Raw genomic sequence first — 13,232 nt, 5'->3', positions numbered from 1 at the left:
GATAGAACTTAACAGAATAAAAAGCCTATCTGTGCAGATCGGTGAAGACACAAGGAATATGTATGAAAGATTTTAATAATAAAGTGGCTGCAATTACGGGTGCGGGCTCAGGTATTGGACAACAACTTGCAGTGCTTTTAGCCAAGCAAGGCTGTCATTTGGCACTCAGCGATGTTAATGAAAAAGGTTTAGCAGACACCGTGGCTTTAGTCAAAGAAAGCGGTGTGCGCGTTACAACCAAAAAAGTGGATGTCGCAAAACTTGAAGAAGTGAAAGCATGGGCAGCGCAAGTCGAGCAAGAACATGGCAGTATTAATATGATCTTCAACAATGCGGGTGTGGCACTCGGTTCTACTGTTGAAGGCGCGTCCTATGAAGAACTTGAATGGATTGTAAATATTAATTTCTGGGGTGTGGTGTATGGCACCAAAGAATTCTTACCCTTGATTAAAAAGACGGGTGATGGTCATATTATTAATATTTCAAGTCTATTTGGTTTGACGGCACAGCCGACCCAATCTGCTTATAATGCAACGAAGTTTGCGGTACGTGGTTTTACTGAAGCACTACGTCAAGAATTGGATATGGAAAAGAGTGGTGTCAGTGCGCTCTGTGTGCATCCGGGTGGGATTCGTACCAATATTGCACTTGCAGCGAAAATGAATGATAGTTTGCTAACATTGGGCATGAATCCTGAAAAATCAGCGAAGTCTTTCAACAAGTTATTACGTTGTCCACCTGAAGAAGCAGCACGTCAAATATTAGAAGCCGTGCAAAAAGACAAACGCCGTCTATTGATTGGGAATGACGCGAAAGCGATTGATATCATGCAACGCGTATTGCCAACGGGCTATCAAAAAGTGATTGCTTTTGCGACGCGATTTAGTCAAAGAGGCTAAGTTGAATCATAATAAAAAACCCGCGGAAGCGGGTTTTTTTGTTTTTATTATTCCTTTTTATATTTTACATAGCTGAAATTCAGAACATAAATGTCAAATGTTTGACAGATTTTAATAAGTGATTTTGGCAAGATCATTTACAGCAAGAAAATAACATTTTGAAAACTACCTAAATAAATTAGAAATGAGGCACACCCCATGAGCTATGAATATAAACACATTCAAGTCAAACCAATTACAGGTCGTATTGGTGCAGAAATCCAAGGCGTGAAATTATCTGGTCAATTAGAGCAAAACGTTGTCCGAGAAATCAATCAAGCACTACTTCAATATAAAGCAATCTTTTTCAAAGGTCAGCAACATCTTGATGATGCCGAACAAGAAGCTTTTGCTGCACGTCTAGGTGAGCCATTAAATCATCCAACTGTTCCAGTAAAACAAGGTTCTAAACATATTTTAGAACTTGACTCTGCACATGGCGCGCGTGCAGATTCATGGCATACGGACATTACATTCTTAGATGCTTATCCGAAAGCATCTATTTTACGTAGCGTGGTTGCGCCTGCAGCAGGTGGTGATACAGCTTGGGCAAACACAACGTCAGCATATGAATCACTGCCTGAGCCGCTAAAAGTATTTGCAGATGGTTTACGTACTGTACATAGCAATGATTTTGATTATGCCAATGTTGTTAAAAAAGAAATCACGCCTGAGCTTGCAGCAAAGTATAAAAATTTCTTTAATTCAACTGAATATGAAACAGAACATCCATTGGTTCGTATTCATCCTGAGACAGGTGAAAAAACGTTACTACTTGGGCATTTCTTTAATCGCTTTGTCGGTTTCAGTTCATCAGATTCACGCAAATTATTTGATTTATTCCAAAGCTATGTCGTGAAACAGGAAAACATCGTGCGCTGGCGCTGGGAAGCAGGAGATGTTGCGATTTGGGACAATCGTGCAACGCAACACCGTGCTATTAATGATTATGGTGATCAGCACCGTGTGGTACGCCGTGTAACATTGGAAGGTGATATTCCAGTCGGGGTGGATGGACGTCCAAGCGAAGTACTGCGTAAAGAACAAAAAGTAGATATCACGGACTATCGTTTAACCAATGATGGGCAATATGAAAAAGTTTCATAATGAAATCTTTGCAGTGAACAAACTTTGCACAAAAAAAACTAACTAATTAAGAATAAATGATTCGTAGTCAGTTAGTAATCCATCTAATATGAAAATAAAATGATATTAGGTGGATTTTATGCAATATTATAATTTTGATGAAAATCAAAAATCAAATGTTATAAAAAATATATTTAAAAAAATATCGGATGATGATATTCAATAGATCTCTTTCATAAATCAAAAAACGCTCTATCTTTTGCTGATTATTTGTACCGAAGAATTTTGAATATTCATGCATAATTTGCGGATGAAATACATCGATTCGAAGAAGCTTTCTGAAACACAGTTTAAGCGATATACAGGCATCTCATGTTCAACCTTTGATTTAATGGTTGAACAACTGAAAATGCATGTCCCTGCAAAAGGTAGACCACCTAAATTAAGTGTAGAAGATCAGGTTTTACTCTGTCTGAGCTATTGGCGTGAATACCGAACTTTATTTCATGTCTCAACAAGTTATGGCGTGTCAGAGCCTACTGCTTCAAGAATCGTTCGCCATGTAGAGGATTGTCTAATCAAGTCCAATCTATTCAATTTACCTAAGAATTTGCCTGAAGGCGAAGGTATTGACTGGAATGTGGTGATCGTAGATGCCACAGAAATCCCAATACAAAGGCCTAAAAAAACAGAAGAAAAGCTATAGTGGCAAGAAGAAGGCACATACTTTTAAAGTTCAAGCCATTATCCATTATAGAACTCGGCAAGTTCTGAGTTTATGCACGAGTCGTGGTGCTGTACATGATTTCGAGCTATTCAAACGCAATTTAAATCAGGTTCCTAAAGGGTCTTTTATCCTTGCAGATAAAGGCTATCAAGGGATTTACGCAGTGTATCCAAATAGTCTATTGCCATTAAAAGCAAAAAAGCGCTGCAAACTAGATCTCGAGCTAAAAGTTTACAATCAAGAAATCAATAAAAGAAGAATTGGGATTGAGCATGTATTTGGCAGTTTGAAGACCTTCAAAATACTTGCCGAGCGATATCGTAATCGAGGCAAAAGACTAGGCTTAAGATTCAATTTAATTGCTGGAGTCTATAACATGGAACTGAGTAAAAAATGACTTATGAAAGAACTCTAATATATATTGAATAACTCTAATGTTAAGAAATATCAAAAAAATGAAATTATAATTCAGCGTGATAAATATAATGAATATAGTGATGATTCATTGTATGTTTTACTCGATGGGATTATCCAGATTGGATATTTAAGCCCATCGGGTCGTTTCCATGCCTTTAATTATTATTCTGAAAAAAACTTTATTAATTTATTCTCATGTTTACAGGATGAAATTCCAGAATATGACTATTACGCCTTTAATCAAATTAGAGTTTTGATCATTCCTAAACAACTTTTTTTTCAAATAATTTACAAAAATAATGATTTATCACAAGAGCTTATGAAGCTGCTTGCCAAAAGAATGCACTATCTTATGGCTGAGCTGAAGTTCTTACATATTGCGAGTTTACATCAGAAAGTATGTAAAATACTGCTTAATTTAGCTGCTCAGTACGGTATTCGGCATACAGCAGGCATTGAAATTAAACTTAAAATTTCACAGCATGACTTGGCAGATCTATTGTCAGCTTCGCGTCAGACCGTGAATAAAGAAATTAAAAAATTGGTTAATCTAGATGTTTTGAATTGGCAGTATGAGAATATAATTATTAAAGATTTAAAATATTTAGAGTCTGAAAGTAATAATCTATAAATTTTGTATTTTTATTATGAATAAAATAAGATATAAAAATCTAATTTAATTATTTTTTATTATTTAAAAATATGTGCATGATTAATTCCAATATAAAAAGTAGGAATTAATAATGACAATTCAATCAATCAATGTCAGAAATCAAATTAAAGGTACGATTCAGGAAATCGTAAAAGGTGATGTTGTTTCTGAGGTCGATGTTGTTACTGCATCGGGTATTTTTACTTCAGTCATTACAACTCGTTCAGTCAATGATTTGAATCTACAGGTCGGTAGTCAAGTTTTGGTTTTAATTAAGTCGACAGATGTGTCGCTTGCCAAACTGTAGGTGCTCTGATTCATGAAATTGCCATTAAAATTTGGGATAGCCACGCTAACTTTACTGGGTGCAAGTATCTCGTTGACTCATGCAGATGGGGATCTTAGCCAACTACAACAGCAAGTGAGCCAGCTAGAACAATCATTAAAACAATTAAAAAATGAAATTAATTCGATTCAAGCTAAAAGTTCAAATACAACTCAGCCTGAAGCTATTCTTTCTGATGGGTTATATCCAGAGGATCAAAGCGAGGAAACCGCTGAAGATGATCAACGTTACGTCACATTGGCTGAATTCCAAGGCATACAAAGCGATTTAGAAAACTATAAATATCAAGTTCAGCGAGAACGTGACACCAAAACGGCATTGTCTTCTCGTCAATTGCTCATCAATGGTGTGGTACAAACCAAGGCATCTTATTACGATGAATCACAGACGACCAATCCAGTCGGTGCAAATACAGCAACCGCTGTAAATAAGCGTCACTCTTCATTTGATTTGGGTGCTGTTCAAATTGGTTTTATAGGCAATCTGTTTAAAGATTATGACCAAGGACGTAACTTAGATTTCAATCTACGTTTTGGTACTTCGCCTCAATCGGGTACCAACAACAGCTATTTAAACTTGCTCGATGCACAATTGATTTATAACGCCTCACCAACTTTAAGTGCAGACACTGGGCGTTTAAGCATCACCTTCGGTCAACAACTCCTACCCTTCGGGCAAGAGGTTCAATCTACAGAAGATTTAAAACCGACAATTAACAATGCGTTATTTAGCTTGCCAGGTTATGGCTATGGTTTAGCACTGCGTGAAGTTGGTCTAATTGTTCGTGGTGATGCATTCCCAACAGTTGATTACGGTTATAACTATCGTTCACCGATGATTAGCTATGCTTTTGGTATTGTAAACGGCAACGGTGCAAATAAGTCTGATGACAATGATGATAAAAATTTCATTGGGCGCGTTCGCTATACCTTACCTGCGGAATACAACTCGTGGTTACGTGAGTTGAGCATCGGAGCATCATGGTATCAAGGTAAAAGTAACTTATTTGAGCTAAATGGCACCAGTGCTTCATTTGCGGGTAAAGGCGATATTTCTCGTAAAGGAATCGATCTTTATTACAACCATCATCCTTTTGGTCTGACCTATGAGTATGTTCATGCGGAAGATGAAACTTATGTAAATGCCACTCGAGATGTTTATAACCGTCAAAGTGAATCACACACTGGCACATTATTTTGGAATCTGGGTGAACAATTTGTCAAAGGTTTCCGTCATCAAGGACGTTATGACGACTGGTGGCCAAAGTCTTATCAAACGTTTTATCGCTTTGACACGATTGACCGTGATACCAACCTGAATAATCAAACGATTGATATTCATAGTATTGGTTTAAATGCATTTTTTGCTGAAACAACTAAATTCCAGCTCAATGTGAATCATGTAGATAACGCGATCACCAATCAGAAATATAACGAATTGGTCGCACAGTTCCAGTATGGCTTTTAATCATATTCTCTATTCAGAAGGATTTTATAATGACGTCTTGGTCTAAAATTTTTGTTAGCAGCTTGATTGCAACATCAACACTTTTCCCTCTTACTCAGAGTTTTGCAGCTGAAGTAAAACCAACAGTTATTCGTTTATCTACACCTTATGTAGGTACAGGTAATCGACCGGTAGGATATAGCAATTACTATTCCACCACACAAACGTTGGGCTTAATTGAAAAAGAATTCCAAAAAGATGGTATTAAAATTCAATGGAATAACTTTAAAGGTGCGGGACCTGCGATTAATGAATCTTATGCCAATGGTTTGGTCGATATCACATGGATTGGAGATTTACCTGCATTAATTGGTAAGGCAAGCCGTTTAGATACGCGATTGATCGCAATAGCAGGTACCAATGACAATGCATATTTAGCAGTACCTCCAGGTTCAACAGCCAAGTCATTTGCAGATTTAAAAGGTAAACGTATTGGATTTTACCGTGGTACCAATTTACATTTAGCTTTAATCAATACGCTTAAACGTCAAGGACTGACTGAAAAAGACTTCCGTTTTGTGAATACCGATGGACCAGTGGCTTACTCTGCTTTGGCTAGTGGTGATTTAGATGCAATTTTTAGTAACCAAGGGATTTTCCCAGTGGTAGATCGTGGCGTCGCTAAAATTATTTACAGCACAAAACAAGAGCCACAGGTGAATCGTCTGTCTGGTTATGTTTTGGTGAGTTCTAAGTTTGAGCAAAAATATCCTGAAACCGTTCAGCGTATTGTGAATGTTTTAGTCAAACAAGCAGCTTGGGAAAGTGATCCTGCACATAAAACTGAACTATTTAAACTCTGGTCAAAGTCAGGCTTGGCTTTCGCAAACTTTGTTAAAGCCAATGATGGTGTTGATTTAAAACGTCATAGTGCACCAATTTTTGATGCTTATAACATCTCACTTATTAAACAAAAATTAAAAGCAGGTCAGGACATTAAATTAATCCGAGGCAATATTGATGTCGATCAATGGATCGAGCCTAAGTACGTCAATAAAGCCTTACAGACTTTGAATTTGCAGAATTTTTGGGCACCTTTAAATGCAAATGGTAAATAACCGCTTGCATTGCCCTTAGGAGTATCAAGCAATGTCTGAGAATATAACCTTGGAAAAAACAGCAGATTTTGAACTGCTCGACCAAGTTCAGAAAAAAGGATCTTGGATTCAATTTTTGAGTAAACATAAAAGTATCAAGTGGATTATAGGAAGTATTTTTCCAATTTTCTTGCTGGTGTTATGGCATGTGTCTGTAGAGCAAAGTTGGGTTAATCCTTTACTACTTCCTGCACCTGATTTGGTATGGACTGCACTTCAAGATTTATACCATAGCGGTGAGCTGTGGAGTAATTTGAGTGTGAGTTTGTCAAGGATTGCTTATGGTTTTAGCGCAGGCATTGTGTTGGCATTATTGCTCGGTTTAAGTATGGGTTTATCATCAACCGTTGAGGCATATATTTGGCCTATTTTTAAAGTGATTAACCTTGTCCCTGTCGTCGGTTGGATTCCGCTTTTAATTTTATTAGTTGGTATTGATGAAACCTTAAAAATTGTTTTGATTGCTAAATCTGCACTGGTACCCATGACCATAAATGTCTTTAAAGGCGTTCGAAATATCCCTAAATCTTTAACTGAAGTCGCAGAGGTTTATCAACTAGGTCGATGGTCTAAGTTTAAACATTTGGTTTTACCTGGTGCATTTACCAGTTTTATTGGTGGCTTACGCCTTTCTCTTGCAAGTGCTTGGGGTGCGTTGGTTGCTGTAGAACTCTTAGCATCGAGCGATGGAATTGGCTATTTAATGGTTTACGGACGTCAAATTTTCCAACTTGATGTGGTTTTAGCAACAGTTGTAGTGATTGGTCTGGTGGGATTTAGCTTTGATTTTGTGATTAGCTTTATTCAAAAACGATTTGCTGTTTGGAACACTCAAAAATAAAAAGTGTTCAGTCATGAAGGATTCGGCTATGCAAAATAAAGCTATAAAAAAATTCGATTATCGTGGACTGGTTATTCCACTGGTTTTGTTTGTCATCTGGTATATCGTAACTCAGCAAAAGTGGGTCGACGCTGCACTTTTACCTTTGCCGAAATCGGTATGGCAGGTATTTGTTGAAAGTTGGCAGTCGAAAGAGCTTCTAGAAAATATCGCCTATAGCCTCGCACGTAATACCACAGGCTTTATTGCTGGGGGCATCATTGGTGCAGGCTGTGGTTTATTACTTGGCTTAAATATATGGGCGGATCGTTTTTTTTCTCCAACCTTAAATGCAATCAAGCATGTCGCTGTTTTTGCTTGGATTCCATTAATGATCATGTGGTTCGGTAATGGCGAATTATCCAAGATTATCTTTATTGCTTTGGTTGTATTTTATCCCGTATTTTTCAATACCTACGATGGTGTAAAGAATGTGCCTGAGAAAGCCAAAGAAGTTGCAAAAATCTTTCAACTCAGCAAATTCTCGACATTCTTTAAAGTTATTTTACCTTCCGCTGCACCCAGTATTTTTGCAGGATTGAATATTGCTTTAGTTTTTTCATGGATAGCTACGGTAGGAGCTGAGTATTTCTTCGTCGCAGCACCGGGTGTGGTTAATCCGATACTCGATGGACAAAACCTCTTCAAAATGGAAGTGGTCATTTATGGCATGGCAATTATCGCAGTGGTTGGACTATTGTTCTCAAAAGCTGCCCAATTTTTTGAAAGCTATAATTTGCGCTGGCGCCAAGGCACTCATAAATAAAGTTAAAAATAGGAATCAATATGAATCAGCATGTCAGTGCCTTTGGGCACGTTGAAATCAAAAAATTAGATAAAGCATTTCTTTCCCAGGGCGAACCTTTACAGGTTTTAGATCAGATCAATCTCAATATTCAGCCGGGTGAATTCATCAGCATTGTAGGTAACAGTGGTTGTGGTAAATCGACACTGTTACGTCTACTGGTTGGTTTGGATGCTGAATACAGTGGTTCAATTGAGATCGATGGTCATTCAATTAAAGGAACCAGTCTAGAGCGTGGCATTGTGTTCCAAGATCATCGCTTATTTCCTTGGCTAAACGTAGAGAAAAATATTGGATTGGCACTTGAAAAGAGTGCATACACCAAAGCTGAAAAAAAGGAATTAATTGATTACCATCTTGAGCTAGTACAGTTGAGTGCATTTAAATATGCTTATCCAAGTCAGCTTTCAGGAGGGATGAGTCAACGTGTCGCAATAGCCCGAAGTCTGGTGAATCGACCGCAAATTTTACTTTTGGATGAGCCTTTTGGTGCTTTGGATGCGTTGACACGCGCTCACTTGCAACAGGAGTTACAACGTATTTTAGCTTCAGAAAAAATCACCACTATTTTAGTGACACATGACGTTGAAGAAGCTGTACTTTTAGGTGATCGTGTCGTGGTGATGCAACCAAATCCCGGTAGAATTAAACGCATTGTCAATGTGGATTTAGAACGCCCACGTAAGCGTGAAGACTTTCGCTTAGCATTATTGAAAAATGACATTCTACTCGACTTCAAAGATACTCAGATTGAACTAGCATCGACTACATTGGATGGCTATGAATTAACTTGGTAAAACAGAAACTTAACTCATTCTTTAAATGCCCTTATGGGCATTTTTTATATCCGTTTCAATCCATATTCAATTAAGATAATGTCTGGTTGAGTAGCTTGCTTCAAAAGCATGTTGCTCAGATTTTTTTAACTTCAATCTACTCGTCATTATACCAACGTCTCAATCGTTTTCTTCTTCCACACAAACTGATAATACAAACCTTGCATAACGCATAGACTGACAAAAGCAAGCGCGTACGCATACCAAATCCCTTGAAGTCCCCAATGTAAATTAAAGATATAGGCACAAGGCACTTCAATACATAAAATCGCGACAATATTAATGATCATCGGGACAGTGACCGTGCCACTCGCACGCATGATGGATGCAAAAATAGCGCTCGCACCAAAGAATAGAATGGACCACAACACAATGAATAACAGCTGTTGTCCCAAAACCACCACTTCAGGGTCGGTAATGAATAACGCCATTAAGTATTTAGAGAATAAGTACGCCAGAATTACCAAGCAGCCCGTAAAGACAATATTCATGACTAAGGCTGTACGCGTGACTTTATTGAGTAAGTCTGATTTACCTGCACCGATGGCTTGTGCGGCAAAAACTGAAGCTGCGATGGCAATCGAAAGCGCAGGGAATTGAATATAATTTAGCACCTGATTAACCGCACCGTATGCCGCAGTAGCATCTGCACCGTAACGATTGACTAAGCCAACAATAACGAGACCGGCCACTGAAGTGGTGACCATTTGTACCCCAGTTGGGATGCCCAAGCGTAGAATAATTTTGCTTAAACTCGGATGGTGGCGAATGCTTTTTAACAGGGCGAAATCGGGTTTCAGCGGGTGGTTTTTATAATTTAAATATAAGATCAGGAAGATTAAGACTGCACAATTTCCCAAAATTGTAGCGATTGCAGGGGAGATAATTCCCATTTTAGGAAAGCCAAAATAACCCGCAATTAAAATCGGTGTCACCACCAAGCCGACCCCAATTGTTAATGCGGACGCAAAGAGTGGTGTGGTGCTATCGCCTACTCCGCGTAGAATTGAGGTATAAATAATGTAAATGAAAATGAGTGGACTGCCGGCAAGCATCCATTGCACATAAGGCAAAGATAAGGGCATCACATTGGGATCTGTGCCGAGTGCTAACAAAATATTTTCAGCAAAGATGACCCCGAAAAGTGCAATGAGACTTCCGCCAATTAAGGTCATAAAGAGGGTGGAGCCAACGACATCACGTACTTTTTCAAGATTTTTGGCACCCCACGCTTGCCCAATCAATACGGTTGAACCTGCGGAAAGTCCAATGACAAAAGCCATTAAGCAAAATAAAATAGGGAAAAAGACAGCAACAGCCGCAATGGCTTTAACACCGAGCATTTGACCGACAAAAACCGTATTAATGGTGCCCGATAGACTTTGTAAAATATTGGTCGCAATCAGGGGGAGCAGAAAAATTAAAAAAGTCTTCCATAAACTATTCTGATTGAGCAACGCGCGCTGTGCCATAGCAAACCTTATGCAATATTGTCTATTTTTATCAAGCGTTAGTATGACTGCTTTGCTGTAAAAAAGCCTGAGTATTTCAGTAACTCAGGCTGTGCTTTTATGACACTATTTGCAACTAAACCTTGGATAAAATGTTTCCTGCTTGTATTAATGTTTCATCTTTTTTAGCGAAACAGAAACGCAATAAACGTAAATCTTGCGGTGGATGTTTATAAAAGACTGAAACGGGAATAGCGACAATGCCATGTTCATGCGCAAGCAGTTGGCACATGTCGGTATCGGTTAAATCTGGTCGAATTTGGCTGTAATCTAAATTTTGGAAATAGGTGCCTTTTGACGGTGTCCATTCAAAACGTGAAGCTTGAATAGATTGGTTAAACAGGTCACGTTTCTTTTGATAAAAACTCGAGAGTTCCTGAATATGCTCAGGATGTTGCTGCATATAGCTTGCTAAAGCGACTTGCACAGGTGTCACGCCACAGAAACTGGCAAATTGATAGACCTGACGCAACAGTTTCATTAACGGTTCAGCAGCAACACAGAAACCTGTTTTCCAACCGGTGACATGAAAGGTTTTACCAAAAGAGCCAATCACGAAACTCCGTTCGCGTAATTCAGGGAATGATAATGCAGAGAAATGCTTCTGACCATCAAAAATCAAATGTTCATAGACTTCATCAGAGAGCACCACAATATTTTTATCTTGAATGAGTTCAATCAAGCTTAACCAATCTTCACGTGCCCAAATTGTGCCTGTTGGGTTATGCGGTGTATTGACAATGATCATACGGGTTTTGTCATTGATCAATGCTTTGACTTCATTCCAATCCACTGAAAAGTCAGGATGCTTTAAAGCAATATGAACGGGTGTTGCACCCAAGACTTGAACCGTTGGTGCATAACTATCATAGCTTGGATCGAAAATAATCACTTCTTCGCCAGCACGAACAGTCGCTTGAATGGCACAGTAAATGGCAATAGTTGCGCCCGGTGTAATCGTGATATTCGTGATGGGATCAAGACTCACCTGATCACGGTGTAAATATTGCTCTGCAAGCAGTTGTCGAAGCGTGGTTAAGCCATCACCCGGTGCATATTGGTTAAAACCATCCGCGGATGCTTGGGCTAAAGCATCAATTAACGCTTGCGGTGCGCCAAAGTCAGGAAAACCCTGCGATAAATTCAGTGCGCCCAACTGCTGTGCTAAAGCAGACATGGTACTAAAGACAGTCACACCTAAATCAGGAAGTTTTGAAGGAAGATCAAGCATATATGGGCGCTCTTGTGTTTATCAGTTTTAAAGTTTAGCAGCTTAAAATAATGTACGACACGATGATGGTTATTGTACGGATTTAAAAATAATGTAGTGCTGCATCAGCCATAAAAGAAGCAGCCCGAAGGCTGCCTTTCATTTATCCAAGATCGAGAATATCTTCAAGTAGCTCTTCACTTGGCGCAAAGTAATAAGCACCATCTTTTGGAGTCACAAAGTGAAGTAGGCGATCATGAATTCCATCACCACTGGTGCCAAACATACGCAGTAACATGGCATCAATAATGTTCAAATCTTTGGTATAGGCAATAAAGAATAAGCCTTGATCCCCACGACCATCACCATACGGCAGGGAATGACGTAAAATTTCCATTTCTTCGCCATCCTCATCTTCAACGACAGTACGTGCGATATGAGCATTTGCTGGTTTCACATCATCATCGAGTTCAATGGATTCAAGTTTGGTGCGACCCATAATTTGCTCTTGGGTGTCGACTTTCAGTTTTTTCCACTTTTCCAAATCATGCGCATAACGTTGCGCAAAAATAAATGAACCATCCGCAAAGATACCTGCTTCTTCAGGTAATAAAGCTGTTTCAGCACGGTCATCTGGGAATTGCGGATTTTCCGTGCCATCAATAAACCCTGTCATGTCCCGACCATCAAAATGACGGAAGCAAACGCGTTCATCTAAAACATCGACTTTATCTTGAATCCCTTCAAAAAAGGCTTGGCTCATGGCAAAGCAAATATCAGTACGTGCACTCGCAAGATGAAGAATGACATCAGCTTCCACCACAGGCATATGGAATGAACCATGAATGGCTTCGAGTTGCTTAAAGCCTGCCGGTGTTTGGTCATGGAGTTTTGCCCATAGTTCAGGACCAAAAGCCACCGCGGTTTTAATTTGTGATTGCGGATGTTGGGTAATTAAACGATCACGGGTGGTAAATAAATCCGCTAATTTTTCTTTTAATTCGTTAATGCTTAAATCTTTTAAGCGTAAAACAATAAAACGAGCATGATCTGAAGGTAATGGCAAAATCACGGATTGGGCAGTCATTCATGGCTCCTAAAAATTATATTTTTGATGTGGCTTGGGCTTATTGTGCCTGATGAAACTTAGGGTGAATAGTATTTTTGGGTATTTTTAAGCTGCATTTTTAGCCATCAAAATACAGTAAATATCATATAATA

Annotated in this window: 14 protein-coding genes; 11 read left to right on the top strand and 3 right to left on the bottom strand. The window is 38.8% G+C overall.

Annotated features, from left to right (window positions below; all coding sequences use genetic code 11):
• The first annotated feature begins 62 nt into the window (after nucleotides 1–62).
• The 11 genes from GFH30_RS12625 (at nucleotide 63) to GFH30_RS12575 (ending at nucleotide 9,251) form a co-directional block, all read left to right on the top strand.
• Nucleotides 63–899 (top strand): SDR family NAD(P)-dependent oxidoreductase, encoded by an 837-nt coding sequence (locus GFH30_RS12625; RefSeq protein WP_153373102.1) that lies wholly within the window; start codon nucleotides 63–65, stop codon nucleotides 897–899.
• A gap of 198 nt (nucleotides 900–1,097) precedes the next feature.
• The gene (locus tag GFH30_RS12620) at nucleotides 1,098–2,045 is read left to right on the top strand and encodes a TauD/TfdA dioxygenase family protein (RefSeq protein WP_153373100.1); all 948 of its coding nucleotides are present in this window, start codon (nucleotides 1,098–1,100) and stop codon (nucleotides 2,043–2,045) included.
• Between the two features lie 289 nt (nucleotides 2,046–2,334).
• Nucleotides 2,335–2,730, top strand: a complete 396-nt coding sequence (locus tag GFH30_RS12615) for a transposase family protein (protein ID WP_171501076.1) — start codon at nucleotides 2,335–2,337, stop codon at nucleotides 2,728–2,730.
• Nucleotides 2,678–3,148, top strand: coding sequence for a transposase (locus GFH30_RS13380; protein ID WP_196779981.1), 471 nt, complete (start codon nucleotides 2,678–2,680; stop codon nucleotides 3,146–3,148). Before GFH30_RS12615 ends, GFH30_RS13380 begins: the two co-directional genes overlap by 53 nt.
• A 24-nt stretch (nucleotides 3,149–3,172) precedes the next feature.
• Nucleotides 3,173–3,799, top strand: coding sequence for a Crp/Fnr family transcriptional regulator (locus tag GFH30_RS12605; RefSeq protein ID WP_227551512.1), 627 nt, complete (start codon nucleotides 3,173–3,175; stop codon nucleotides 3,797–3,799).
• 112 nt (nucleotides 3,800–3,911) lie between these two features.
• A complete protein-coding gene (locus GFH30_RS12600) occupies nucleotides 3,912–4,127 on the top strand; it encodes a TOBE domain-containing protein (RefSeq protein WP_153373098.1) in 216 nt (71 codons plus the stop codon).
• 12 nt (nucleotides 4,128–4,139) lie between these two features.
• Nucleotides 4,140–5,633, top strand: a complete 1,494-nt coding sequence (locus GFH30_RS12595; RefSeq protein ID WP_153373097.1) for a hypothetical protein — start codon at nucleotides 4,140–4,142, stop codon at nucleotides 5,631–5,633.
• Nucleotides 5,634–5,662: 29 nt separating this feature from the next.
• Entirely contained in the window at nucleotides 5,663–6,730 is a 1,068-nt protein-coding gene (locus GFH30_RS12590; RefSeq protein ID WP_153373095.1) for an ABC transporter substrate-binding protein, read from the top strand.
• 31 nt (nucleotides 6,731–6,761) lie between these two features.
• Nucleotides 6,762–7,610, top strand: a complete 849-nt coding sequence (locus tag GFH30_RS12585; protein WP_153373093.1) for an ABC transporter permease — start codon at nucleotides 6,762–6,764, stop codon at nucleotides 7,608–7,610.
• Between the two features lie 28 nt (nucleotides 7,611–7,638).
• A complete protein-coding gene (locus GFH30_RS12580) occupies nucleotides 7,639–8,415 on the top strand; it encodes an ABC transporter permease (protein ID WP_153389454.1) in 777 nt (258 codons plus the stop codon).
• A gap of 20 nt (nucleotides 8,416–8,435) precedes the next feature.
• A complete protein-coding gene (locus GFH30_RS12575; protein ID WP_153373091.1) occupies nucleotides 8,436–9,251 on the top strand; it encodes an ABC transporter ATP-binding protein in 816 nt (271 codons plus the stop codon).
• A gap of 146 nt (nucleotides 9,252–9,397) precedes the next feature.
• Here GFH30_RS12575 and GFH30_RS12570 read toward each other — a convergent pair whose 3' ends face one another.
• From GFH30_RS12570 to GFH30_RS12560, 3 genes are all read right to left on the bottom strand, one after another.
• Complete coding sequence (locus tag GFH30_RS12570) at nucleotides 9,398–10,762, bottom strand: MATE family efflux transporter (protein WP_153373089.1); 1,365 nt, start codon at nucleotides 10,760–10,762, stop codon at nucleotides 9,398–9,400.
• A 115-nt stretch (nucleotides 10,763–10,877) separates the two neighbouring features.
• Complete coding sequence (locus GFH30_RS12565; RefSeq protein ID WP_153373087.1) at nucleotides 10,878–12,032, bottom strand: methionine aminotransferase; 1,155 nt, start codon at nucleotides 12,030–12,032, stop codon at nucleotides 10,878–10,880.
• A gap of 142 nt (nucleotides 12,033–12,174) precedes the next feature.
• Nucleotides 12,175–13,098, bottom strand: a complete 924-nt coding sequence (locus tag GFH30_RS12560) for a Dyp-type peroxidase (protein ID WP_153373085.1) — start codon at nucleotides 13,096–13,098, stop codon at nucleotides 12,175–12,177.
• Between the last annotated feature and the right edge of the window lie 134 nt (nucleotides 13,099–13,232).

It is taken from the genome of Acinetobacter wanghuae (assembly GCF_009557235.1).
Classification (GTDB): Bacteria; Pseudomonadota; Gammaproteobacteria; order Pseudomonadales; family Moraxellaceae; genus Acinetobacter; species Acinetobacter wanghuae.
The sequence above is the reverse complement of the archived record's forward strand: the minus strand, read 5'-3'. Positions and strand labels throughout refer to the sequence as shown.

What these genes read in the sequence shown, in the direction of transcription:
- GFH30_RS12625 (WP_153373102.1), top strand. Translation starts at nt 63, where the DNA reads ATGAAAGATTTTAATAATAAAGTGGCTGCAATTACGGGTGCGGGCTCA.
- GFH30_RS12620 (WP_153373100.1), top strand. Translation starts at nt 1,098, where the DNA reads ATGAGCTATGAATATAAACACATTCAAGTCAAACCAATTACAGGTCGT.
- GFH30_RS12615 (WP_171501076.1), top strand. Translation starts at nt 2,335, where the DNA reads ATGAAATACATCGATTCGAAGAAGCTTTCTGAAACACAGTTTAAGCGA.
- GFH30_RS13380 (WP_196779981.1), top strand. Translation starts at nt 2,678, where the DNA reads ATGCCACAGAAATCCCAATACAAAGGCCTAAAAAAACAGAAGAAAAGC.
- GFH30_RS12600 (WP_153373098.1), top strand. Translation starts at nt 3,912, where the DNA reads ATGACAATTCAATCAATCAATGTCAGAAATCAAATTAAAGGTACGATT.
- GFH30_RS12595 (WP_153373097.1), top strand. Translation starts at nt 4,140, where the DNA reads ATGAAATTGCCATTAAAATTTGGGATAGCCACGCTAACTTTACTGGGT.
- GFH30_RS12590 (WP_153373095.1), top strand. Translation starts at nt 5,663, where the DNA reads ATGACGTCTTGGTCTAAAATTTTTGTTAGCAGCTTGATTGCAACATCA.
- GFH30_RS12585 (WP_153373093.1), top strand. Translation starts at nt 6,762, where the DNA reads ATGTCTGAGAATATAACCTTGGAAAAAACAGCAGATTTTGAACTGCTC.
- GFH30_RS12580 (WP_153389454.1), top strand. Translation starts at nt 7,639, where the DNA reads ATGCAAAATAAAGCTATAAAAAAATTCGATTATCGTGGACTGGTTATT.
- GFH30_RS12575 (WP_153373091.1), top strand. Translation starts at nt 8,436, where the DNA reads ATGAATCAGCATGTCAGTGCCTTTGGGCACGTTGAAATCAAAAAATTA.
- GFH30_RS12570 (WP_153373089.1), bottom strand. Translation starts at nt 10,762, where the DNA reads ATGGCACAGCGCGCGTTGCTCAATCAGAATAGTTTATGGAAGACTTTT.
- GFH30_RS12565 (WP_153373087.1), bottom strand. Translation starts at nt 12,032, where the DNA reads ATGCTTGATCTTCCTTCAAAACTTCCTGATTTAGGTGTGACTGTCTTT.
- GFH30_RS12560 (WP_153373085.1), bottom strand. Translation starts at nt 13,098, where the DNA reads ATGACTGCCCAATCCGTGATTTTGCCATTACCTTCAGATCATGCTCGT.